At 70.8% G+C, this 22,706-nt stretch carries 17 protein-coding genes and 4 tRNA genes; 12 read left to right on the forward strand and 9 right to left on the reverse strand.

Annotated features, from left to right (window positions below):
- Positions 1–26: 26 nt before the first annotated feature.
- The 6 genes from OG194_RS24530 to OG194_RS24555 form a co-directional block, all read right to left on the reverse strand.
- A complete protein-coding gene (locus OG194_RS24530) occupies positions 27–380 on the reverse strand; it encodes a hypothetical protein (RefSeq protein ID WP_327402959.1) in 354 nt (117 codons plus the stop codon).
- Between the two features lie 70 nt (positions 381–450).
- Positions 451–524: transfer RNA gene (locus OG194_RS24535), tRNA-Phe, on the reverse strand.
- A 24-nt stretch (positions 525–548) separates the two neighbouring features.
- Positions 549–623, reverse strand: a tRNA-Asp gene (locus OG194_RS24540).
- 49 nt (positions 624–672) lie between these two features.
- Positions 673–745 (reverse strand) — tRNA-Glu (locus tag OG194_RS24545).
- Positions 746–943: 198 nt separating this feature from the next.
- A complete protein-coding gene (locus OG194_RS24550; protein ID WP_327402960.1) occupies positions 944–2,455 on the reverse strand; it encodes a metallophosphoesterase family protein in 1,512 nt (503 codons plus the stop codon).
- A gap of 277 nt (positions 2,456–2,732) precedes the next feature.
- Positions 2,733–3,083 (reverse strand): metallopeptidase family protein, encoded by a 351-nt coding sequence (locus tag OG194_RS24555; protein WP_026179323.1) that lies wholly within the window; start codon positions 3,081–3,083, stop codon positions 2,733–2,735.
- A 288-nt stretch (positions 3,084–3,371) separates the two neighbouring features.
- Between OG194_RS24555 and OG194_RS24560 the strand changes: the two genes are divergently transcribed.
- The 5 genes from OG194_RS24560 to OG194_RS24580 all read left to right on the forward strand — a co-directional run bounded on the left by OG194_RS24560 (position 3,372) and on the right by OG194_RS24580 (position 11,615).
- Positions 3,372–3,881: a hypothetical protein gene (locus tag OG194_RS24560; RefSeq protein ID WP_327402961.1), complete on the forward strand. Its 510-nt coding sequence runs from the start codon at positions 3,372–3,374 to the stop codon at positions 3,879–3,881.
- A gap of 222 nt (positions 3,882–4,103) precedes the next feature.
- Positions 4,104–6,326 (forward strand): DEAD/DEAH box helicase, encoded by a 2,223-nt coding sequence (locus OG194_RS24565; RefSeq protein WP_327402962.1) that lies wholly within the window; start codon positions 4,104–4,106, stop codon positions 6,324–6,326.
- A gap of 190 nt (positions 6,327–6,516) precedes the next feature.
- A complete protein-coding gene (locus OG194_RS24570; RefSeq protein WP_327402963.1) occupies positions 6,517–9,585 on the forward strand; it encodes a VCBS repeat-containing protein in 3,069 nt (1,022 codons plus the stop codon).
- A gap of 115 nt (positions 9,586–9,700) precedes the next feature.
- On the forward strand, positions 9,701–11,260 hold the full coding sequence (locus OG194_RS24575) for an amino acid permease (RefSeq protein WP_327402964.1): 1,560 nt from the start codon (positions 9,701–9,703) through the stop codon (positions 11,258–11,260).
- 282 nt (positions 11,261–11,542) lie between these two features.
- Positions 11,543–11,615: transfer RNA gene (locus OG194_RS24580), tRNA-Lys, on the forward strand.
- Positions 11,616–11,728: 113 nt separating this feature from the next.
- Here the strand turns inward: OG194_RS24580 and OG194_RS24585 are convergent.
- Together OG194_RS24585 and OG194_RS47660 are read right to left on the reverse strand one after the other, a co-directional pair.
- Positions 11,729–12,334, reverse strand: a complete 606-nt coding sequence (locus OG194_RS24585; RefSeq protein ID WP_327402965.1) for a hypothetical protein — start codon at positions 12,332–12,334, stop codon at positions 11,729–11,731.
- A 30-nt stretch (positions 12,335–12,364) separates the two neighbouring features.
- Positions 12,365–12,682 carry a DUF6415 family natural product biosynthesis protein gene (locus OG194_RS47660; protein ID WP_442811618.1) on the reverse strand — a complete coding sequence of 106 codons (318 nt, stop codon included), beginning with the start codon at positions 12,680–12,682 and terminating at the stop codon, positions 12,365–12,367.
- Between OG194_RS47660 and OG194_RS24595 the strand changes: the two genes are divergently transcribed.
- From OG194_RS24595 to OG194_RS24625, 7 genes are all read left to right on the forward strand, one after another.
- Complete coding sequence (locus tag OG194_RS24595) at positions 12,633–12,863, forward strand: winged helix-turn-helix domain-containing protein (protein ID WP_327402967.1); 231 nt, start codon at positions 12,633–12,635, stop codon at positions 12,861–12,863. The two genes, OG194_RS47660 and OG194_RS24595, sit on opposite strands and share 50 nt — an antisense overlap.
- A gap of 523 nt (positions 12,864–13,386) precedes the next feature.
- The gene (locus tag OG194_RS24600; RefSeq protein ID WP_327402968.1) at positions 13,387–13,584 is read left to right on the forward strand and encodes a hypothetical protein; all 198 of its coding nucleotides are present in this window, start codon (positions 13,387–13,389) and stop codon (positions 13,582–13,584) included.
- 247 nt (positions 13,585–13,831) lie between these two features.
- Positions 13,832–16,684, forward strand: a complete 2,853-nt coding sequence (locus tag OG194_RS24605) for a hypothetical protein (protein ID WP_327402969.1) — start codon at positions 13,832–13,834, stop codon at positions 16,682–16,684.
- A 137-nt stretch (positions 16,685–16,821) separates the two neighbouring features.
- Positions 16,822–19,128, forward strand: a complete 2,307-nt coding sequence (locus OG194_RS24610) for a hypothetical protein (RefSeq protein WP_327402970.1) — start codon at positions 16,822–16,824, stop codon at positions 19,126–19,128.
- The gene (locus OG194_RS24615; protein WP_327402971.1) at positions 19,125–19,604 is read left to right on the forward strand and encodes an NUDIX domain-containing protein; all 480 of its coding nucleotides are present in this window, start codon (positions 19,125–19,127) and stop codon (positions 19,602–19,604) included. The genes OG194_RS24610 and OG194_RS24615 overlap by 4 nt, the downstream gene beginning before the upstream one ends.
- A gap of 22 nt (positions 19,605–19,626) precedes the next feature.
- Positions 19,627–20,172, forward strand: a complete 546-nt coding sequence (locus tag OG194_RS24620) for an NADPH-dependent FMN reductase (protein ID WP_327402972.1) — start codon at positions 19,627–19,629, stop codon at positions 20,170–20,172.
- Positions 20,173–20,239: 67 nt separating this feature from the next.
- Positions 20,240–20,947, forward strand: a complete 708-nt coding sequence (locus tag OG194_RS24625) for a leucine-rich repeat domain-containing protein (RefSeq protein WP_327407195.1) — start codon at positions 20,240–20,242, stop codon at positions 20,945–20,947.
- Between the two features lie 54 nt (positions 20,948–21,001).
- Here OG194_RS24625 and OG194_RS24630 read toward each other — a convergent pair whose 3' ends face one another.
- A complete protein-coding gene (locus OG194_RS24630; protein WP_327402973.1) occupies positions 21,002–22,693 on the reverse strand; it encodes a carboxylesterase/lipase family protein in 1,692 nt (563 codons plus the stop codon).
- Between the last annotated feature and the right edge of the window lie 13 nt (positions 22,694–22,706).

The following is a 22,706-nucleotide window of genomic DNA, read 5'->3' on the forward strand; positions in this document are numbered from 1 at the left end:
GGCTCGGCGGGAGTCGTGCGGGTGAGTTACGGCACCGTTGTCGGGGGCTGTGCCCCCGAACCCCCCATCGGCCCTGAAGGGGCCTCGTCCTCAAGCGCCGGACGGGCTGATTTTTCTCGCCCGGCGTCCTTGGACATCGACTGCGCCGTGTTGGACACCGCCTTGATGCCCAGGTAGGCCGTCGTCAGCCCCGCCATCGCGGTGAACGCCGAGGTCAGGACGCCTACGATCACCGCACGGTCGCCGTTCAGCTGCCATACGCCGAAGATCGCCACCGCGGTGATCGCGAGATTGCTCCCGACCACCGCGAGCAGTCCGTACCGCGCCCGTATCTTCTCCAGGTCCGTGTCCCGGATGCCTCTGGCCTCGTCCTGACCCATCGCGCCCCGCCCTGTGTCGTCCGGTCACGACGAAAGCCCCGTCCCGGGTGGGACAGGGCTTTCGATCCGGTGGCTGGGGCCGGGGTCGAACCGGCGACCTATCGCTTTTCAGGCGATCGCTCGTACCAACTGAGCTACCCAGCCACGAGATTCCTTGCGGAACCTCAGCGGTCCTGACGGGATTTGAACCCGCGGCCTCCACCTTGACAGGGTGGCGAGCACTCCAAGCTGCTCCACAGGACCTTGCTGTTGCGCGCGAACTGGCGGAGCCAGTGTCGCACACGGTGTTGCGTGCCCCCAACGGGATTCGAACCCGTGCTACCGCCTTGAAAGGGCGGCGTCCTGGGCCACTAGACGATGAGGGCCTTCTTCAGTACTGCTTGCTTCGTCTAGGTGTCCCAGGGGACGTGAGAAGCATGTGACTCCGCTTTCCCCCGAAGGGGGCCGCTTCTCCTGACTCCCTGCGGAGTTTCGGACGGTCAAGCCCTGACCGGTGCCCTTGGGCACGACGAGACTGTACTACGGCGTTTGGGCCGGAGCCAAACCGAAAAGGCGGGGTGCGCTCAGGGCAGGTTCTCCTTCGGGAGGTGGCGGCTGACCTCTGCCGTCGTCAGGCCGAGGCCGCCGAGTTTGATCTCGTCCCAGGCCTGGAGGCGGTGGGTGTCGCGGTCGATGTAGAGGATCGACGCCTCGATCGGGTCGGGGTACTTGCCTTCCACGGCGCGCAGACCGCTGCCGCCCGTCGAGCCCTCGATGCGCAGGCGGGTGCCGTGCTTCATGACCTCGGTGCCCTCGTGGTGGAGGTGGCCGGCCAGGACGAGGGGGACCTCGCCGTCGGTCTCGCGGGCCGCCGACGGTTCGTGGACCAGGGCGATGTCGACCGGGGTGCCGGCGGCCCGCTGGTCGCGGAGGGCGGAGGCGAGTTGGTCGCCGGCGAGTTCCTCCGCGTTGTCGGCGCCCGGGGCGGTCGAGCGGTCCGGGGTGAACTGGGGGTCGCCGATGCCCGCGAAGCGTATGCCCGCGACCGTTTCCGCCCGGCCCCCGTCCAGGACGTGCACGTTCTTCATCTTCTCCAGGTAGCGCTGGGTGGCGAGGGAGTCGTGGTTGCCCCTGACCCAGACGTAGGGGACGCCCAGGTCGGCGATCGGGTCCAGGAAGCCGTTCTCGGCCGTCGTGCCGTGGTCCATGGTGTCGCCGGTGTCGACGATCACGTTCACCTTGTACTGCTCCACCAGCGACGCGATGATCTTCCAGCTCGCGGGGTTCAGGTGGATGTCCGAGACGTGCAGGACGCGGATCGTGGTCGGGTCCGGCTGGTAGGCGGGGAGCGTGGACGTGACGTCGTAGAGCTTGGTCACGTTCGTCACCAGGCGGGCCAACTCCTGCTGGTAGACGTTGAATTCGGTGACGATGTTGCGCGCGTTGCCGACCAGGGACGGGGCCGAGGAGAGCAGGCCGGAGAACTTCGGTTCGAGGATCGACTTCGGGTTCCAGGTCGCGTACGCCGTCGCTCCGGACGCGGCGAGGAGGGTCAGCGCGAGGCCGCCGGCCGCGAGGGCCCGGCGGGGGCGGCGGTAGACCGCGAGGCCGAGGGTCGTCGCGCCGAGGACCACGGCCGTGCAGGACCGTACGGCCAGGTCGAGGGTGCCGTGTTCGACGTCCCGGGCGACCTCGTCCTGGAGGCCGGAGAGGCGCTCGGGGTGGTCGACGAGGGCCTGCGAGCGTTCCGGGTCGAGCTGGTCGACGTTGACGTCCAGGCGGACCGGGGCGTGGTGGCTGTCGAGGGACAGGGCGCCGAGCGGGGAGACGTTGATCTTCGTGCCGCCGGTGAGGGACGGGCGCAGGGTCATGGTCGTGTTCATGGGGCCGACCTGGGCCCGTACGTTGCCCACGATCAGCAGGCCGAGCCAGGCCCCGACCACGACGACCATGACGAGGCCGAGGGCGTGGGGCCAGGGGTGGGGCTGGGGGACGAGTTCGAGGACGGGGCGGGGGCGGCGGGCGCGGTACTGGCGGATCAGGGCGTGCTGGGCTCGGCGGAGGCGGTTCAGGGCTGCGACGGGGACGCGGGCCATTGGTCCCGTATGCCCAGGGGTGGGGGCAGGTATGCGGGTGGGTCGGGGCCTGTCCGGCGGATCAGGTCGTGGGAGAGCGGCGGTGACTGATCGGCGCCGTTGAGCGGGGTGTGATGCGCGCCGGGAGCCCTCCGTCGTCGTAGGAAACCTGCCGCCGCGGGCGACGCGGAAGGCGGAGCGTCGGCGAGGGGCTCCGCCCCCGAAAGGGGCGCGGGGAACTGCGCGACAAGCCCCCACCGGCGCGCAGCCGAAGAACCGCCCACCCGGCGGACACGACCTAGCCCCAGCCCAGTTCGTGCAGTCGCTCGTCGTCGATGCCGAAGTGGTGGGCGACCTCGTGGACGACGGTGACGGCGACCTCGTGGACGACGTCCTCCGTGGTGGCGCAGTAGCGCAGGGTCGGGCCCATGTAGATCGAGATCCGGTCGGGCAGGACGCCGGCGTACCACTCGCCCCGTTCGGTGAGCGGTGTCCCCTCGTAGAGGCCGAGCAGTTCGGGGTCGGACGGGTCGGGTTCGTCCTCGACGAACACGGCCACGTTGTCCATGACCCGCGTCAGCTCGGGCGGGATCCGGTCCAGGGCCTCACTCACCAGCTCTTCGAACGCCTCGCGTGTCATTTCCAGCACGGGTCCATTGTCCGGGACGAACGCGGGTTCGGGGCTGCGGGCGCGGAGACGGCGGGCCGAGCTTGTCCGGTATGTGCTCGAAGTCGGTTCCGGAGGAGGGGAGTTGAGGTGGCGCGGGGGGTGCCGTAACGGCGATTCCCGGTCGGTGAGGGGCTGGAACGGGTCGGGAACCGGTCTTCTCCGGCCAGGAAACAGGGGCTGTCGGTGCGGCGCGTGTCTTCCGGTGGGCGGTGGGAGTTGAGAGGGAGACTCCCTTTTTCCGCCCTCGGAGGTGGCCCCGTGCGCCCCATGTACGTACCCGTCCGTCTGGCCGCCGCGGTCGCCGTCGTCGCCGCTGCCGCCGGCTGCATGAGCGTGGGCGACGACGCGGGCGGCGGTGCCAAGCCCTCGCACTCCGCCGGGCAGCACGGCGGTGCGGCGCCGGACGGTGGTTCGGGGGTGCCGGGCGGCGGGATCGGGTTCGGCGGTTCGGCCGGGGACGGGAAGCACGGGCACGGGAAGCCCGGGCCGGGGGAGTCCGCCTCGGGTTCGGCCTCGCCCAGCGCGCCCGGCGGTGCGGCGAGTCCGACGGCCACCAAGGCGCCCAGACCGGGCGCGAGTCCGAAGCCGGGGGCACCGACCACGGCCGTGCCGCAGCAGACCCCGACGCGGACTCCCCCGCCCCCGGACCCGACGCCGTCCGCGCAGCCCTCGTCCGTCGAGCCGACCGTCGCGGAGCCCTCGTCCTCGGCTCACGAGGACCCCGTACCGCAGCTGGTGGACCGTGAACCGGCGCCCGCGGCCGGGTCGCCGGCGTAGTGACGGGTGTGACGCACGTCAATGCGGGCCGGTTTGCGTCGAGGGGTGGTGGGTGCGTAAGGTGGTAGATCGTTTGATCCCATTGCCCGGCGCCACTGTAGAGCGCGCCGTGTGGCGCGTACTCTCCCTTGCCGTGACGGACCGCATTGAGGCGGTCGATAGAGCGAATCACGGAGTTGACGGGCGCGTGCCGACGGATACTCCGGAAGGTTTCGCATTCGCATGTCCATTTCCAGTACTGATCACATCGTCATGCCCGAGAACGAGAACGAGGGTGACGAGACGGCCGTAGAGGCCACCACCGAGGCGGCCCCCGAGGTCACCTTCGCGTCCCTCGGTCTCCCCGAGGGCATCGTGCGCAAGCTCGCGCAGAACGGTGTGACCGCCCCCTTCCCGATCCAGGCGGCGACCATCCCGGACGCCCTGGCCGGCAAGGACATCCTCGGCCGCGGCCGTACCGGCTCCGGCAAGACCCTCTCGTTCGGTCTGCCGCTGCTCGCGACGCTCTCCGGCGGCCGCACCGAGAAGAAGCGCCCGCGCGGCATCATCCTCACCCCCACCCGCGAGCTGGCGATGCAGGTCGCCGACGCGCTCCAGCCCTACGGCGACGTCCTCGGCCTCAAGATGAAGGTCGTCTGCGGCGGCACGTCCATGGGCAACCAGATCTACGCCCTTGAGCGGGGTGTCGATGTGCTGGTCGCAACTCCCGGCCGCCTGCGCGACATCATCAACCGCGGCGCCTGCTCCCTCGAAGACGTGCGCATCGCCGTCCTCGACGAGGCCGACCAGATGTCCGACCTGGGCTTCCTGCCCGAGGTCACCGAGCTGCTCGACCAGATCCCGGCCGGCGGCCAGCGCATGCTGTTCTCGGCGACGATGGAGAACGAGATCTCCACGCTGGTCAAGCGCTACCTCAAGGACCAGGTCACGCACGAGGTCGACAGTGCGCAGGGCAACGTCACGACGATGTCCCACCACATCCTCATCGTGAAGCCCAAGGACAAGGCGCCGGTCACCGCCGCGATCGCCTCCCGCAAGGGCCGCACGATCATCTTCGTCCGCACCCAGCTCGGCGCCGACCGCATCGCCGAGCAGCTGCGCGAGTCCGGCGTGAAGGCCGACGCGCTGCACGGCGGCATGACGCAGGGCGCCCGTACGCGGACGCTGGCGGACTTCAAGGAGGGTTACGTCAACGCGCTCGTCGCGACCGACGTGGCCGCCCGCGGTATCCACGTCGACGGCATCGACCTGGTCCTGAACGTGGACCCGGCCGGCGACCACAAGGACTACCTGCACCGCGCGGGCCGCACGGCGCGTGCCGGTCGTACGGGCACCGTCGTTTCCCTCTCGCTGCCGCACCAGCGCCGTCAGATCTTCCGGCTGATGGAGGACGCGGGCGTCGACGCCGGGCGTCACATCATCAACACCGGTACGGCCTTCGAGCCCGAGGTCGCCGAGATCACCGGCGCCCGTTCGATGACCGAGGTCCAGGCTCAGTCCGCGGGCGACGCCGCGCAGCAGGCCGAGCGTGAGGTGACCCAGCTCACCAAGGAGCTGGAGCGCGCCACGCGCCGTGCCGCCGAGCTCCGCGAGGAGTCCGACCGCCTGATCGCCCGCGCCGCGCGCGAGCGGGGCGAGGACCCGGAGACGGCGGTGGCCGAGGCTGCCGCCGTGGTCGAGGCCGCTGCCGCCGAGCAGTCGGCCGTCGCCGAGGCGCCGGTGCGCGAGGAGTCCTCCTCCTACGACCGTCCGCGCCAGCAGCGTGACGACCGCGGCAACTACGAGCGCCGTGACCGTGGGAGCAACGACCGTGGCGGTGACCGCGGTGGCCGTTCCTTCGAGCGTCGCGACGACCGTCCGTCCGGTGGCTTCCGCGGCGGCAACGACCGTGGCGGCCGTTCTTTCGACCGTGACCGTCGTGACGACCGTCCGTCCGGTGGCTTCCGTCGTGACGACCGCGGCACCGGCAACGACCGCGGCGGCGACCGTGGTGGCCGTTCTTTCGACCGTCGTGACGAGCGCCCCTCGGGTGGTTTCCGCCGCGACGACCGCGGTGGCAACGACCGCGGTGGCGACCGTGGCGGATTCCGCCGCGACGACCGTCCCTCGGGCGGCTTCAGCAACGACCGCCGTGACGGCGACCGTGGTGGCCGTTCTTTCGACCGTGACCGTCGTGACGACCGTCCGTCCGGTGGCTTCCGCCGTGACGACCGCGGCACCGGCAACGACCGTCCGGCGTCGGGCGGCTTCCGTCGCGACGACCGTCCCGCGACCGGTCACCGGGGCAGCGACCGCCCGTTCAACCGTGACCGCCAGGGCGACCGCCCCGGCTTCCGCGCCGGCGGCCACGACCGTCCGGGCCACCGCGGCACGACCGGCACGGGCACCGGCACCGGTTCCTTCGGCCGCCGCGACGACAAGCCCCGCTGGAAGCGCAACGGCTGACGTCAAGTGACGTAGCAGAGCAGGGAGATGGCCCCCGTCCGGGTTCGGGCGGGGGCCATTTTTGCGCGCTCTTTTCTGTGTCTTGGCTGTATGATCGGCCGACTTGTGTGCGGGATGTGACGGCTGGGGGCCGGGGGCGACAAGGGCGCACGCATCCCGCTCTGTTCTGTCTGTTCTGGGGGAGGACTCCTTGGTTCGTCATGCCTTCGTGGGCATCGCCGTCTCGTCCGTACTCGCCGCCGGGCTCGGCCCGCTGCTGCCGGCGCCCGCGTTCGCGGTGGGCGCGGCGCAGGAGACGGTCGTACCGGCCACGCTGCGCGGCACCTACACCTCGGCCGCGCTGCTCGCGTCCTCGACCCAGGGCGGTCACGACAGCGCCGGGGCGCAGGGCGTCTTCCACCGGGTGGAGGGCGTCACGCCGTCGCTGTGGACGCGCTACTCGGACGGTGTGGCGGTGCCCGTGCCGGCGCGGGACGGGGCGACCGTCCGGGCCACCGGTACGGATGTCCTCGCGTACCAGTACCCCGACGGCCGGGTCGCGTTCTGGGACCCGACCGACGGCACGACCCGCAGTGTCCAGATCCCGGCGGGCCTCGGCTTCCTCAGTGTCTTCGACAACCTCGCCCTCGCCTTCCGGAACTCCACCACCGAGGACGGCACCAGCACCCGGATCATGCATCTGCTGACCCCGGGCGCCGACGGAACCACCCGGGACGTGACCGTCGCGGGCGGACCGGCGGGCCTGATATTCGGTCTGCCGGCCGGCGCGGACGCCACCAGCGTGTTCCTCCGCTCCTCGCTGGACGGACAGCAGGTGCTGGTCGCCGTGGACCGGGAGACCGGGCAGGTGCAGAGCACGACCGGTCCGCTGCCCAGCGGGTACATCGATGTGCAGGCATCCCGGGACCACGTGGTCGTTTCCGCCTACGACAAGGCCAAGGTGCTGGTGCTGCCGCGCGCCGACCTGTCGGCGACCCCGGCCGAGGTGGTGCTCAGGGGCGTCGGCGACGGCGTGAACGCGACGCACGACCTGGCACTCGTAGGGGACTGGCTGGTCAACGGCACCGGCGCGGTGACGGCCCAGCCCATCGCCGGCGGCGCCGCGGTGACCCTCATGCCGTCGTCCTCGTTCGGGATCGCGGCAGGCCCCGACGGCACCGCCGTGAAGATCGGCCGCACCGGGAGCGACGACTGGGGCATCCAGCGCATCCAGCCCGGTCCCGCCGGCACCCCGGTCGTCACCCAGGTCAGGGCGCTGCCCAAGCCGCCGGTCAGGATCCAGGGGCTGTCCCTGGAGCAGGGGCGGCTCCTCGTCGCCGACACCGGTGGCCCGAACGGATACCGCGACGACTACATACGGACCGTCGCCGCGACCGGTACGCCCGAGTTCGGCGCCCGCTCGTCGTTCGACGGCGCCCAACTGAACCTCGGCACCTGCCCGTTGACGGAGGTCGGCTGCTCCCAGCTGTACGGCACGGCCGACGGCCGGGCCGCCTGGGTGACGAAGGACACCGCGACCAGCGACCGTATCCGGGTCAACGGGCCCGCCTCCGCCACCTTCTGGGAGCGCGCCGTCCCCGCGGGCGGCCGGATCACGGACGTCTCCGGCCGCTACCTGATCCACACCACGGCGACCGAGCAGACCGTCTACCGGATCGGCAACGACGGCGCACCGGCCCTCACCCGCACCCCCGGCGCCGCCGCCCTCTCCGGCGACACCCTGTGGACGCCGGGCACCACCCCCGGCACTCTCACGGCGTACGACCTCACCACCAAGGAGACCACCGAGACCCTCACCACCGACGCCGGCTGCGCACCCACCGAACTCCGGGCCAACGGCCGCTGGCTGTACTGGAGTTGCCCCGACGGCACGGCCGGCGTCTACGACCGTACGGCGAAGAAGTCGGTCCAAGTCCCCTCCGGCGAGGCCGAGTTGGGCGACGGATTCGTCGTCACGCACGACAGACAGGCCGGGCAACTGGTCCTCACCACATTCCCCGACGGCACACCCGTGAGCCGGGTGATCGGCGCGCTGCCCGACACCGGGGTCTCCCAGCGCGAGGTGCGCTGGACGGTCGACGAGCCGACCGGGAACGTGGCCTACGTCGACGACCAGGAGCGCGTGCACCTCGTGCCGACCGGCACGACCCCGCAGCCGCTGCGCCTGCTGGCCCCGGTCGAGGCGGCCCCGTCCGTGCAGGCGCACGAGATCGACACCACCCAGGACACCCTGGCCACCGTGCTGCTGTCGAAGCCGTCCGCGAGCTGGCGGCTGACCGTGCGCAGCCGGGCCACCGGCAAGGTCGTGGACACGCGGGACGGCGGCGCGGCGCGCGGCGAGCTGAAGGTCGGCTGGTCCGCGTCCGTCACCGGGGCGACCTTCCTGACGAACGGGTCGTACGACTGGACGCTGTCCGTCGCACCGGCCGACGGGGTCGGTGCCCCGGTGACGGCGAGCGGCACGGTCGCGCTGCGCGGCGGTGCCCCGGCCCGCCACGACCACGTGGGCGGCGACGCCGTAGGTGATCTCCTGACGCTCGACCCGGCGGGTGCGCTGACGTATCAACTGGGCACGGGCAAGGGCACGTTCGCCGGCAAGGTCAGCGGCAGTGGCTGGCCGACGACCGTCAGGGCGGTGCCCTTCGGCGACCTGAGCGGCGACCGCTGCAACGACGTCCTGGTCCGGCTGAGCAGCGGCGCGCTCCGCGCGTACAAACCGGCCTGCGACGCGGTGCTGAAGCCGTCGACGGCGTACACGTCACTCGGCACGAGCGGCTGGAACCAGTACGACGTCCTCACCGCGCCCGGCGACATCAGCGGCGACGGCCGTCCGGACCTGATCGCCCGCAACACGTCCACCGGGGACGTCTACCTCTACAAGGGCACCGGCACGGGCAAGCTCTCCGCCCGCGTGAAGCTGTACACGAACTGGAAGACGTACAAGAAGGTCGTCGGCGTCGGTGACATCAACGGCGACGGCATCGGCGACCTCCTCGCCCAGGACCAGTCGAACAACCTGTACCGCTACTACGGCACCGGCCGCGGCACCTTCGGGGCGCGGGCGAAGCTGTTCACGGCGTGGGGCGGGTCGTACAACACGGTGGTCGGGGTCGGGGACATCACCGGGGACGGGAAGGCGGACCTGGTCGAGCGGGACTCGGCGGGGGTGCTGTACCGCAACAGCGGTGACGGGAAGGGGTCGTTCGGGGCGCGGGTGAAGATCGCGACCGGGTGGCAGGGCTACAAGGGCGTCTTCTGAGGTGACTCGTATGTGACGCGTATGTGACTCCTAGGGCGTTTTCTGGCCACATCGAGTCCTTATCGATTCCTTAAGTGGCGCATGTCACGCCCCCGGCGAGGGAATCGCTGGGGGCATGACAGATGACGCCATAGCGAGTGGGCTGTCAAAGGGAGATCCCCCCGGTCTCTCCGACGAAGAACGGCTTGCCCAACTCGGCTACACGCAGGTTCTCGCCCGCCGCATGTCGGCGTTCTCCAACTACGCGGTCTCCTTCACGATCATCTCGGTCCTGTCGGGCTGCCTGACGCTGTACCTGTTCGGCATGAACACGGGCGGCCCGGCCGTGATCATGTGGGGCTGGGTGGCGGTCGGCCTGATGACCCTCTTCGTCGGCCTGTCGATGGCCGAGATCTGCTCCGCCTACCCGACGTCGGCGGGCCTGTACTTCTGGGCCCACCGCCTGGCGCCCCCGCGCACGGCGGCGGCCTGGGCGTGGTTCACGGGCTGGTTCAACGTCCTCGGCCAGGTCGCGGTGACCGCGGGCATCGACTTCGGCGCGGCGTCGTTCCTGGGCGCGTACCTGAACCTCCAGTTCGACTTCAAGGTGACGCCGGGCCGCACGGTGCTCCTCTTCGCCGGGATCCTGATCCTCCACGGCCTGCTGAACACCTTCGGCGTGAAGATCGTCGCCATCCTCAACAACGTGAGCGTGTGGTGGCACGTGGTGGGTGTCGGCGTGATCGTCGGCGCGCTGACCTTCGTCCCGGACCACCACCAGTCGACGACGTTCGTCTTCACGAAGTTCGTGAACAACACCGGCTGGGGCAGCGGGGTCTACGTCGTCCTGCTGGGCCTCCTGATGGCGCAGTACACCTTCACCGGCTACGACGCCTCCGCCCACATGACGGAGGAGACCCACGACGCGTCGACGGCGGGCCCGAAGGGCATCGTCCGCTCCATCTGGACGTCCTGGATAGCCGGCTTCGTGCTGCTCCTGGGCTTCACGTACGCGATCCAGTCGTACAACGGGGAGCTGAAGTCGGCGACAGGCGCACCCCCGGCCCAGATCCTCCTCGACGCCCTGGGAGCGACGGCGGGCAAGCTGTTGCTGTTGGTGGTGATCGGCGCGCAGCTCTTCTGCGGGATGGCGTCGGTGACGGCCAACAGCCGCATGATCTACGCCTTCTCACGCGACGGCGCGCTCCCGTTCTCCCGCGTCTGGCACACGGTGAGCCCGCGCTCGCGGACGCCGGTGGCGGCGGTGTGGCTGGCGGCGGCGGGTGCGCTGGTGCTCGGCCTCCCCTACCTGATCAATGTGACGGCGTACGCGGCGGTGACGTCGATCGCGGTGATCGGCCTGTACATCGCCTACGTCATCCCGACCCTCCTACGGCTGGGCAAGGGGGACGACTTCCAGCGCGGGCCGTGGCATCTGGGCCGGTGGTCGCGGCTGATCGGGACGGTGTCGGTGGTGTGGGTGATCGTGATCACCGTCCTGTTCATGCTGCCGCAGGTCTCACCGGTCACCTGGGAGTCCTTCAACTACGCGCCGGTGGCGGTCCTGGTGGTCCTGGGCTTCGCGGCGGCCTGGTGGTTCGCCTCGGCCCGGGAGTGGTTCCTGAACCCGGAACACGCACGGACGAAGGCACGGGAGGCGGCGCGGGCGGGGGCGCCGGAGCCGGTGGATCCGTAGCGGTCCGGGTTGGTTGGTGTCTTTGCCGGTATGGGGGTGGTGGTGTGGGGCGGGGTGCCTGGACCGGTGGATCCGTAGTTCTCCGGCGAAGGTGCGGGGGGTGGGGCGGGCGGGGGTGCCCGAACCGGTGGATCCGTAACACTCCGGACCAGTCGGTCCCTTGTCCCGGCCCTACTCCCGGCCCTGCTCGCACCCTGTTTCGCCGTCCGGCGCGGCCGTGTCCCCGATACCCGATCGGAGACACGGCCACCTCCCGCTATGCTCGGGGAGGCAACATCGCGAGGACCCTTAGCTCAATTGGCAGAGCAGTGGACTTTTAATCCATTGGTTGTGGGTTCGAGTCCCACAGGGTCTACGCAATCGGCCCCAGCTCAGAGGCACTTCGAGCTGGGGCCGCAGCCATTTTCGGGGCCTCGGTGATCGTTAGCTCAGCCGACGCTCAACCGAAGTGCAGGCGATCATGTGTTCTCAGTCGTAGTCGCCGGAGCTGTCCCGCAATCGGTGCGCCTCATCGACGAGCGCCTGGGCTTCCGCCAGCTTGTCGGCGAAGTTCACCGAGATCTTGCAGTGCTCGCGCTTCTGGTACTGCACGTTGACCAAGAGGCCAGAGGATTGAGCCAGCCGGATCATCCGGTTCGCGTCGGCCTCGCTGATCTCCGTCATGTCGAGGGTGACGCCGCACTGGATGTCTTCTCGCAATTCCATGGTGGCTCCGTTCTCGACCCCCGCCGTCAGTTTGCACTCGCCGCCCTTCGCCTGCACATGGAGCGGCCCCGGTCGGCAACGGGGAATGCCGGCCGGGGCCCGGTCCCGCCCGCCCCACTCAGCACGGGGTACCGGGGCGGACGGGAGTCTGCGGACTCGGTCGTTCTCGCGCAGGGCGCGGGAGATCATGACCCGGGCCAGGACACGGACCAGCGAGGTGTCCGGCTGGATCAGGTCGGCGTGTTCATGGTGCGCCCACACGTCCCGCCCGGGCCCGCTCATGGATTCCTGGTGCCAGATGAGGACGGCGTCGTCCGGGTCGGCGATCGGCTCGTCGCAGTCGCGGCAGATGTGAGGGCGCGCCGTCATGTTGTGGCCCCGCCGAGGTTGCGGTGGTGGTCACACAGGGCGGTCAGGACACGGGCCAGGCGGCGGGCGTAGGCGAGCCGTGCGGAGGCGAGGGGCCGGATCTCTCCGCCGGCGTCGAGCTTGCGGCGAGCCTCGCCCAGGCAGACGTCGGCGAGCGCGCCCGGCATGCTCGGCAGCGAGCGGCTCGACCTCGGTCACCATCAGCTCGACGTGCCCGCGCAACTGTGCGATGAGCAGGGTGACGTCCATGGCGGTGGAAGGTGCGGCGAGGGCGAGTGCCCGGTGCACGGTGGCGCGCATGGACTGGAAGCCGGACGTACCGCGGTGGCGGCAGGTATACGAGGTCATCGAGGCCCGAATCGTGGACGGCACGTACCCGCCGGGCTCGCAGCTACCGGGCGTTCTCGCGATCCAGGGCGAGTTCGGCATCGCGCAGATGACGGCCCGCCGGGTCCTGTCCGAGCTGAGGGACACGGGCCTCGCGCAGATGCAGGTCGGCGTCGGAACGTTCGTCACCGAGTTGCCCTAGCCGTAGTAGCGCGATAAGTGGGCGCTGGTGACCGCCCTGTTTTGTGCGCACATCTATATGCGGGCGGCCCGCCCCCGGCGACTGGGGTTACACCGGGGGCGTGGCCTGGGGCAAAGCCCCTAGTGGTGGAGCAGCCGTTCGACGACGGACCACAGCGCGCGTGCCGCTATCGCGATCCCGAGTCGTTCAGCCACTGCAAGCGCCCACCCCTTGCGGGAGTCGGCGTGATCCTTTGGCACCACTTGCCCACCTCACCTCATCTTGTTGGGCCAGGGCCGCCGAGGTCCGGCAACCCCCAGCGGAAACCGGGCGCTTGATCGACCCCGGCTACCAACTGATGAGGTGTGGCATGTGGAAGCTATGGGAGTGCCCGCCGCCGCTGTCAGGGCGCGCGGCGGGCGCAGAGGCGCGCGAGGCTGACATGCCTTCTCACCCGCCTCGGCCGTCCCGTGGCAGACGCACGAAAGCGGCCCCGCCCTCCCGAAGGAGAGCGGGGCCGCGTCGGCGATCAATGAGTTACGCCGTGACCTCCGACCGCGACCCCGGCGTCCTGTGCACCGAGCACCGCGAGCTGTACGAGGCGATCTGCGCCGGCGACACCGAACTCGCCGCCTCGCTCGCCTTCGTGCACGTGGAGCGCGGCCGCCGACCGTCCCTGGAGTCCCTGGCCGGGGTGCTGCCGGCCGGTACCGATCCCGCCGAGGGGGTCGGGCCGGGATGACGGGACCGGTCCCCTCCGCATCCCGGAACGGTCAATACCCGTTGATGGGCCGGTCTTCGTGGCCCCTGCTTTGATCAAACACCGCGCAAACTTTCGACGCGTCGACGAACCGGCGCCCATTCATCGGCCTTCGCTGTCCCCGACGTGACCTATTCTCCCGACAGTTCCAGCGCACACCTGACTGGATCGCACAGGCCGTGCGCGCCGCCTTCCGACGCCTTCGCCGGCCCGGAGGGGGAACGTGTTCATGGGGCGAAGACCACCGCTGACGTCGACCGCCGCTCTGGCTGTCCTGGTCGTCGGCTGCTTCGGGCCGGGCGTGGCCCACGCGGACACCGTCGCCGGTACGGCGTTCCACGTCGATGACGCGGCCACCGGCTGTAGCGACACCGGTCCCGGTTCGGCGGCCGAGCCCTTCTGCCAGATCCAGCCGGCCGCGGACGCCGCCGCTCCCGGTGACACCGTGTACGTCGCGGGCCGCAACACGGCCTACGCACCGGTGACCATCAGGTCCGTCGGCACCGCGGACGCACCCGTCACCTTCCTCTCCGCACCCGGCGACGGATCGTCGGTCACCGTCGCGGGCAAGGGCACGACGGCGGTCACGTTCTCCGGCGCCCAGTACGTCGACCTGGCCGGGATACGGGCAAGGACCTCCGGTACGACCGCCCTCGCCGTCACCGGCTCGCAGCACATCACCTACCGCGTCGCGGTCGTGCAGAGCACCCTGGTCGACGGCACCACCCCGGTGATCGCGGTCGACGGGTCCTCCTCCGGCATCTCGCTCACCCGCCTCACTGTCAGCCAGCCGCACGGGCCCGACTTCAGCAGTGCGCCCGGCGCGCGGGACATCACGCTCGCCGGCGACTCCTTCCAGGTCGGCGGTGTCCTCGCCGCGGGCACCACGGGGATCGACCTCGCGGGCGACACCGTCGCGACGGACTGCGCCGACGGGGTCAGCCTGACCGACGGCAGTTCCGGGTCGGTGGAGAACACGGTCGCGCTGCCCTACGGCACCACGACGTGCACCGGCACCCATGCCGGGATCACGGTGGACGCCGCCTCCGCCCCGCAGGTCACCGCGGACTACAACGCGCTCAACCCGTCGTCGGCCGGAACCGACTACGACTGGGCCGGCACCGCGTACGCCACCGCGCAGGCGTTCCGGGCGGGCACCGGACAGGGCACCCACGACCTGGACCAGACGGACCTGACGATCCCCGCGCTCGGGCGACCCGCCGAGCACTCACCGCTCGTCGACTCGGCCGACACCGACGCTCCCGGTGAGCTGTCCACGGACATCGACGGCCATGCCCGCGTCGACGACCCGCTGGTCCCGGACACCGGTGCCGGCACCGGCCACGACGACCGCGGCGCCACGGAGTTCCAGGACCCGCTCACCGTGAGCGGGATCAAGATGGGCCGCGGATACGTCGGCGTTCCGGTCACCGCCACCGCGCAGGTGAGCAATCCGTGGTCGGACTCGACGACCGGGTTCACGTACGCCTTCGACTTCGGTGGCGGCACCACCGTCACCTCCACCACCGGCTCGGCCACGCACACCTACACCCAGGCCACCGGGATCAGCGGAGTCCAGGTCGCGGTGGTGGTCGACAGGGCCGACGGCACGCGGGTCGGCGCCGCCGACATCTGGGCCTTGGTCGATCCCACACCGGACCTCACCTCGACCGTCTCCTGTGCGACGAGCCCCTCGGCGCCGGACACCGCGAACTGCTTCTACAACGTCGACTTCGATCCGTACGCGGTCACCGGCGACCGGATCACCTACGGCGACGGCTCCACGGCCGTCTCCGTCACCGCCCTCAGCGACACGCTGAAGCACAGCTACGCGGCCCCGGGCACGTACACCGTCACGCAGACGATCACCGACTCCGGCGGGCGGACCACCACCACGACCGGCAAGGCGACGGTCGGCGCGGCCTTCGTCCCCGCGGGCCCCGAGCGGCTGCTGGACACCCGCGACGGGACGGGCGCGGCCAAGCGTCCGGTCGCCGCCGGAGGCGTGGTCCGGCTGAAGGTCCTCGGCGTGGACGGCATCCCGGCCTCCGGGGTGACAGGGGTGACCCTGAACATCACCGACGCGGGCGCCACCGCCGCCGGCTATGTGACGGTCTACCCGGACGGCACCACCCGCCCGAACGCCTCGAACCTCAACTTCCGGGCGGGACAGGACAATCCGAACCTCGTCACCGTCCGGGTGGGCACCGACGGCTACATCGACCTCTACAACGCGCACGGTGCCGTGAACCTCATCGCCGACCTTGAGGGGTACTACACCACCACCAGGCCGAGCAGCGACGACCCGTACATGTCCGGCCTGGCCACGGTGGTCCCGACCCGGGTGCTGGACACCCGCGACGGCACCGGCGCGCCCAAGGGCGCGGTGGGACCCGGCAGCACCACGACCGTCACCCTGCCGAAGTACGCCCGGGGCGAGGCGACCGTCGGGGCCGTCCTCAACGTCACCGTGACCGGAGGCACCGGCAGCGGCTACATCACCGTCGCCTGCGACGGCCCCACCCCGCCGACCACGTCCACGCTCAACTACCGGGCCGGGCAGACCGCTTCCAATCTGGCCACCCCCTGTGTGGGCGCCGGCAAGGTCCACATCTACAACAGCGCCGGGCACGTCAACCTGATCGCCGACGTCCAGGGCGTGTACACGAACGACCTCGCGGGCTCGTCCGACGATCCCGCGGACCCCGACGCCCTCAGCGGCGGCCCCTTCGTGGGGACCACGCCCACCCGCTTCCTCGACACCCGCGCCGGCCTCGGCGCACCGGACAGGTCACTGGGCGCGGGCGGCACCCTCACCGTGAAGGTCGCCGGTGTCGACGGGGTCCCCGCGGGCGCCTCCGCCGTGCTGGTCAACCTGACCGGCGTCACTCCGACCGTCAACACCCACCTGACCGCCTACGGCGACGGCAGCCTGCCGAACGCGTCCAACGACAACCTGACCGCGGGCCGGACCCGGCCGATCCTCGCCGTGGTTCCGGTCGGAGCCGACGGCTCCATCCGCATCCACAACGCGCTCGGCTCGGTCGACGTGGTCGCCGACCTGGAGGGCTACTTCGGCTGACGCGCCGGCGCCCGTCCGCGTGAGCGGGTGGTGCGGCTTTCTGTGTCTGTGTCTGTGTCTGTGATCTGGGGATGGAAGATTTACTCCCCGGCCGCCTTCGGACGGCCGGGGTCTCGACGAGTGTCCGGGGGACTCGCATGAAGACAAGACGCTTTTCGCTGCTGACCGTTGCGGCGACGGTGTCGGGGCTGACGGGTGTGATCGTCCCGGGGGCGGGCGACTCGTACGCGGCGTCGGGGGTGTCGCTGCCGATCGCGGGCTTCTCGCATCTGGCGGTGGACGCCGCGCACGGCCATCTTTTCCTCAGCGGGGGCGCCGGCACGGACGGCATCCTCGTGACGGATCTCGACGGGGGCGACCCGACGACGATCCAAGGGGAGCCCGGTGCCACGGGGTTGGCGCTCTCGGACGACGGTTCCACGGTCTACGCGGCACTGCCCGACCAGGACACGATCGCCGCGATCGACACCGACACCCTGACGGAGACGGCCCGTTACGCCACCGGCGCGGGTACCCGTCCCGACGCGCTGGCCGTGGCCGGGGGCACCCTCTGGTTCGGTTACGGAGGCGCGGGTGCCGGTGGCATCGGGTCGGTGGACGCGACCGGGTCGGTGAAGACCGCCCAGGATTCCGGGAGTTGGGCCGGCTCCCCGCTGTTGGCGACCACTCCGACCTCGTCCGGCACGCTCGTCGCGGCTGTGCAGACGGGAGACACCTCCGCCTTCGTCACGTACCGCGTCGCGGACGGCGGGCTGACCCGGCAGGCGGCCCAGGCACTGCCCGTCCCCGACCTCACCGACTTCGCGGTCACGGCCGACGGACAGGACGTGGCCGTCACGTCGTGGCGGAACCCGAGCGCGAACCGGTTCCGCGTCTCCGACCTCGCCGCCGACGGCCGCTTCGCCGACCCGCTGGCGGCGCGTGCGGTGGCCGTGGCGCCCGACGGAACCCTGGCGGGATGCGGTTGCGACGGCGACGAGTTCAGGGCCGTTCCGGTGACCGGTTCGGGCTTCTACGGCAGCCACGCGATCGACTCTCCGCTGCGCCTGGCCGCCCACGGCCTCGCCTGGGCCCCGGACGAGAGCCGCCTCTACGGCGTCGCCGTGGACGCCGACGGAGGAAGCCCGACGCTGGAGGTGGCCAAGTCCCCGGAGGCGGCCGCGGTCCGGCTGATCGGGAGCGCCACCTCGCCCCTCGCCCCCGGCGAGCCCGTCTCCCTCAACGTCTCCTTCGACTCCACCATCGCCCTGACCGCGAGCGACCACGGCCAACTCCCCGGCACCGTACGGATCTTGCGCTACGACAGCGCGCACCCGGACGGCATCGCCGTGACCGACCCGACCAGGCTTCCGGCGAACGCGGCCAACCTCTTCGGCGGGTACACCGTCCACGACACCGCCCCGCTCACCGGCACCCTGAGCTACCGCGTCGACTACTCCGGCGGCGGCCACTACGCCCCGGCCACCCGGACCTTCGACATCCCCGTCGCGAAGTACGCGCCGACGACGACGCTGTCGGCACCCACCGCCGGCAAGCGCGCCGCGCCGCTCACCGTCACCGGCCAACTCACCTGGCCCCACGCCCACTTGACGACCGGCACGGTCCACGTGGTCAAGAAGGACCTGGCGCATCCGTCCGGCTACGCCCTCCCCGCCGTACCGGTCGCCGCCGACGGCACGTTCGCGCTGCACGACACACCGCAGGTTGGCAGCATGAACACCTACACCGTCACGTACGACGGCGGCACGGCCTACCTCCCGGTGACGGCGACGGCCGACGTCCAGGTGTCCAGGGCGACTTCGGCACTGAGCGTCACCACCGACGCGGCGTCCTACCGTTCAGGCGCGAAGGCCAAGGTCACCGCGCATCTGGGGACGACGTACAACTCCCGTACGGTGACGCTCTATGCCCAGCCCGCGGGCCAGTCCCGCACCCGGCTCAAGAGCGGGCACGTCGACTCGGCCGGCAACCTGGTCGTGTACGAGAAGATCGGTCGCAACACCACGTTCACCGCGGTCTTCGCGGGCGACTACCGGTACGCCCCACGGACCGTGACGCACACCGTGACACTCACGCCGACCGTCCGCACGCAGCTGCAATGGCCGCTCGCGACCACCCGGATCGGGTCGACGACCTATCAGGTCCTCTACAAGTCCGAGGTGAACATGGGCCTCAGCCTCAAGGTCACGCCCCACCAGACCACCGGATGCATGTCGGTGTCCGTCGAGCGCTACACCTCGGGGGCCTGGCACCCCAGCACCTCGCAGCGCTGCGTGCCGCTGTACGCCGACGGCGCGTACGGCTACAGCCGCGCGCTGAAACTCTTCGCGGACAACGGCCGTTACCGCGTGCGCGGCCACTACACCCCACCGGCCACGGGCGCCCAGACCGGGGCCGTGTGGAGCGGCTGGGTGTATCTCACGGTCCGGCCGGGCCGGCCATGAATCCTGCCCTCCAGCCCGCCCACTCCTCCATGACCCTCCTGGCCGCGTCCGTCATCGTCCACGACAGGGCGGCCGGTCGTGTCCTTCTCCTCCAGCGTGGTGAGAAGGCCAAGTTCGGGTGCGGGATGTGGGACCTCCCCGTCGGCAAGAACGAACCCGGCGAGCCCGTCACCGAGACCGCCGTGCGCGAGCTGTACGAGGAGACCGGGGTCGTCGTGGACCCGGCCTCGCTGAAGGTCGTGCATATCGTCCACGGCGCCCTCGGGGTCGAGGCGCCGGGCGGTTTCCTCACGGTCGTCTTCGTCGCCGACGAGTGGACCGGCGAGGCCGAGAACCGCGAGCCCCTCAAGCACGCGCAGGTCCGCTGGGCCCAAGTCGACGCCCTGCCCGAGGAGTTCGTGCGAGGCAACGGCCGGGCTCTACGGCAGTACCTCGACGGCGTCGAACCGCAGGTGTCCCTGCACGGGTGGGCGTGAGCGCCGGGAGTAGGTTGTGCGGATGTCCACGTCACCGGTGATCCTGTTGCTGTCGGGGAGTCTGCGGGCCGGCTCCTCCAACGAGGCCGTGCTGCGCACCGCTTGTGCCGTGGCGCCGGACGCGCGGGTGGACACCGTGCTGTACGACGGTCTCGCCGGGCTTCCGCACTTCAACCCCGACGACGACACCGACCCGTTGCCCGCGCCCGTGGCCGCGCTGCGGGCGGCGATCGACCGGGCGGCCGGGATTTTGATCTGCACCCCGGAGTACGCGGGCACCCTGCCGGGCTCGTTCAAGAACCTCCTGGACTGGACGGTCAGCGGCACCGAGATCTCCGACAAGCCGGTGGCCTTGGTCAACGCGGCTCCACCGGGGCGGGGCGGGGGTGCGGAGGCCACGTTGCGGACGGTCCTGGGCTATACCGGCGCCGACATCGTGGAGTCGGCCTGCGTGAGCATCCCGGTGGACCGGGGCATGCTCGGCGCGGACGGGCTCATCGCCGATGCGGGGGTACGTCGGCAACTCGGCGACGTACTGGGCCTGTTGGCGGCGTCCGGTGTCCGATGAGCGAGCAGGAGCGACTCCGGCCACTGACACCGACATACCCCGGGAGAGGCGGACCGCGCCCCACGTACTGAACCTGTGGCGCCAACAGCTGGGAAAAGTCCCCGAGTCGGTCTGGCGACGCACCGAACTCCAGGTCCTCATCCTCGCGGACAACGGACTCACCGACCTCCCGCCCGGGATCGGCCGACTCCACAGCCTGACCACCCTGGACCTCGGCCACAACCACCTCACCGCGATACCCGACGAACTCGGCACCCTGACCGACCTCGACGCCTTCCTCTACCTCCACGACAACGCCCTGTCCGAACTCCCGCCCACCTTGGGCAACTTGACCCGCCTGCGCTACCTCAACGTCGGCGAGAACACCCTCACCACCCTCCCCGAGGCCCTCGGCCACATGGCCGGCCTGATCGAACTCCGGGCACAGCACAACGGGTTGACCACACTGCCCGACACCATCGGCGCCCTCGGCAACCTGCGCGAACTCTGGCTCCGGGCCAACGAGATCACCCACCTGCCGTCGACCGCGGCCCACCTCCACGAACTGCGCCACCTGGACCTACGGGAGAACGCCCTCCCCGAACTCCCGTCCGCGCTCGCCGACTTGCCCCGACTACGACAGCTCGACCTGCGGAGCAACCGCCTCACCCGGCTGCCGGACTGGGTGCTGGGCATGCCGTCGCTGGAGAAACTGGACCTGCGGTGGAACGACTGCGACCCGCCCTCGGCGCTGCTGACGGAGTTGGAGCGGCGCGGGGTTGTCGTCCTCCTGTGAGGAGCACCTCGACGGTCGGCGTCCGTGCCGACCGCCGACCGCTCCGGCTCGGTGTCAGTAATCCGTCGCCTGCGACTCCAAATACCCTTTCAGGAACGCGTACTTGGCATCCGTGTCCGCTGCGGGCAACGGCGCGAAATGATCACCCAGTTCCATCGCCACCGGCTTCGACGTGCGCAACGCCGGCCAGGTCGGCAGCCCGTGGCCGTTCGGATTCCCCGTGGCCGCGAAGTTCGCGACGTACGACGACGTCCGGTCGGCGATCGCGTGGTCGGCCGCCGTCCACGGGCGGTCCGTGCCGTACAGGTTGCCGAAGAGGTAGTACTTCTCGGCGCCGTGGTAGGCGCCGACGCCGTCCGCCGGTTCGATCGGGTTGGTGGTGTCGTGGCCCGGGGGGACGTGGGTCCACCAGTAGGTGTGGACGGGGCTGCGGTTGGCGGCCGTGACGCGGAACTGCGTGCCCCAGAGGAACGTGGAGACCCGTTCCTCGTCGCGGGCGTAGTCGTTGTACTGCGCTGCCGCCTCCGCGTCCGTCGTCGCGGGATAGAGGGCGAGGAAGTCGGCGGCCTGGGCGCCGAACGTCGTCGCCGCGTAGGCCTCGTACGCCGCGACCGTCATCGTCAGGGTCGGGGACGCGCCGTTCTCGTCCTTGTTGTTTCCGGTGAGGACCGGGATGTCGTACTCCGTACGGGACGTCATCGCCGCCGTGTACGACTTCGGCAGGACGTAGCCGTCCAGTACGTTGCCGAAGTTCGTGGCCGTCGCCGGGGCGTCCTGTGCGTACACCTTGGTCACGATCTCGTCGGCCGTCAGCGCGCGCAGGTTCGACAGCGAGGACGCGCCCATGTACGTCGCGAACGCCGTGCCGTTGGCCTCCGCCGCCGCCAACTGCGCGTAACCGCCGGCCACATGGCCCAGTGCCGGGTCCTTGGTGTACTGCACGCCCGCCGACAGGACGGCCCGGTGGAACAGGCCCCGGGCCAGTTTCGAGATCATCAGGATGTTCACGAACGACGAGCCGTGCGACCAGCCCGCCAGCGTCACCCGTTCCGGATCGCCCCCGAACGCGGCGATGTTGCGGCGGATCCACTTCAGCGCCGCCACCGTGTCCCGCACACCCCAGTTCCCGGAACCACCGTGCCCGCCCTCCGAACTCAGCGCCGGATGCGCGAGGTTGCCGAAGGCGCCCACACGGTGGTTGTACGTCACGACGACGGCGCCCTTGGCCGCCAGGTTCGCCCCGTCGTACACCGGCTGCGAGGCCCACATGGCACTGTTGCGCCCGCCGTAGATCCAGACGAAGACCGGGCGGAGGTCGCGCCTGGCCGGTGAACTCCCCGCCCCCGTCCAGATGTTGAGGTTCAGGCAGTCCTCGCTCAGCGGGGGCACCTTGTCGGCCGCGATGCCCGTGACCGGCTGGGGGCAGGCGGCGCCCCAGGTGTCGGCCTTGCGGACGCCCTGCCAGGAGGGGGGTGCTTGTGGTGCGCGCCAGCGGTTCTCGCCCGCGGTGGAGGCGGCGTACGGGATGCCCTTGTAGACGGTGACGCCGGGGAGGGCTGCGGGGACACCTGTGACCAGGCCTGACTGGGTTCTTACGGGGTGGCTCGCGTCGTCGCGCGAGGTGGCTGATGCGGGGGCGGTGGGCAGGGTGTTCAGCAGGGCCGCGCCGGCCGTGACACCTGCCGTGACACCTGCCGTACGGCCGAGGAAGGCGCGGCGGCCGACACCGGTGGGGGAGGAGTTCACTGTGTCTCCCGAT

This window comes from Streptomyces sp. NBC_01288 (genome assembly GCF_035982055.1).
GTDB lineage: Bacteria > Actinomycetota > Actinomycetes > Streptomycetales > Streptomycetaceae > Streptomyces.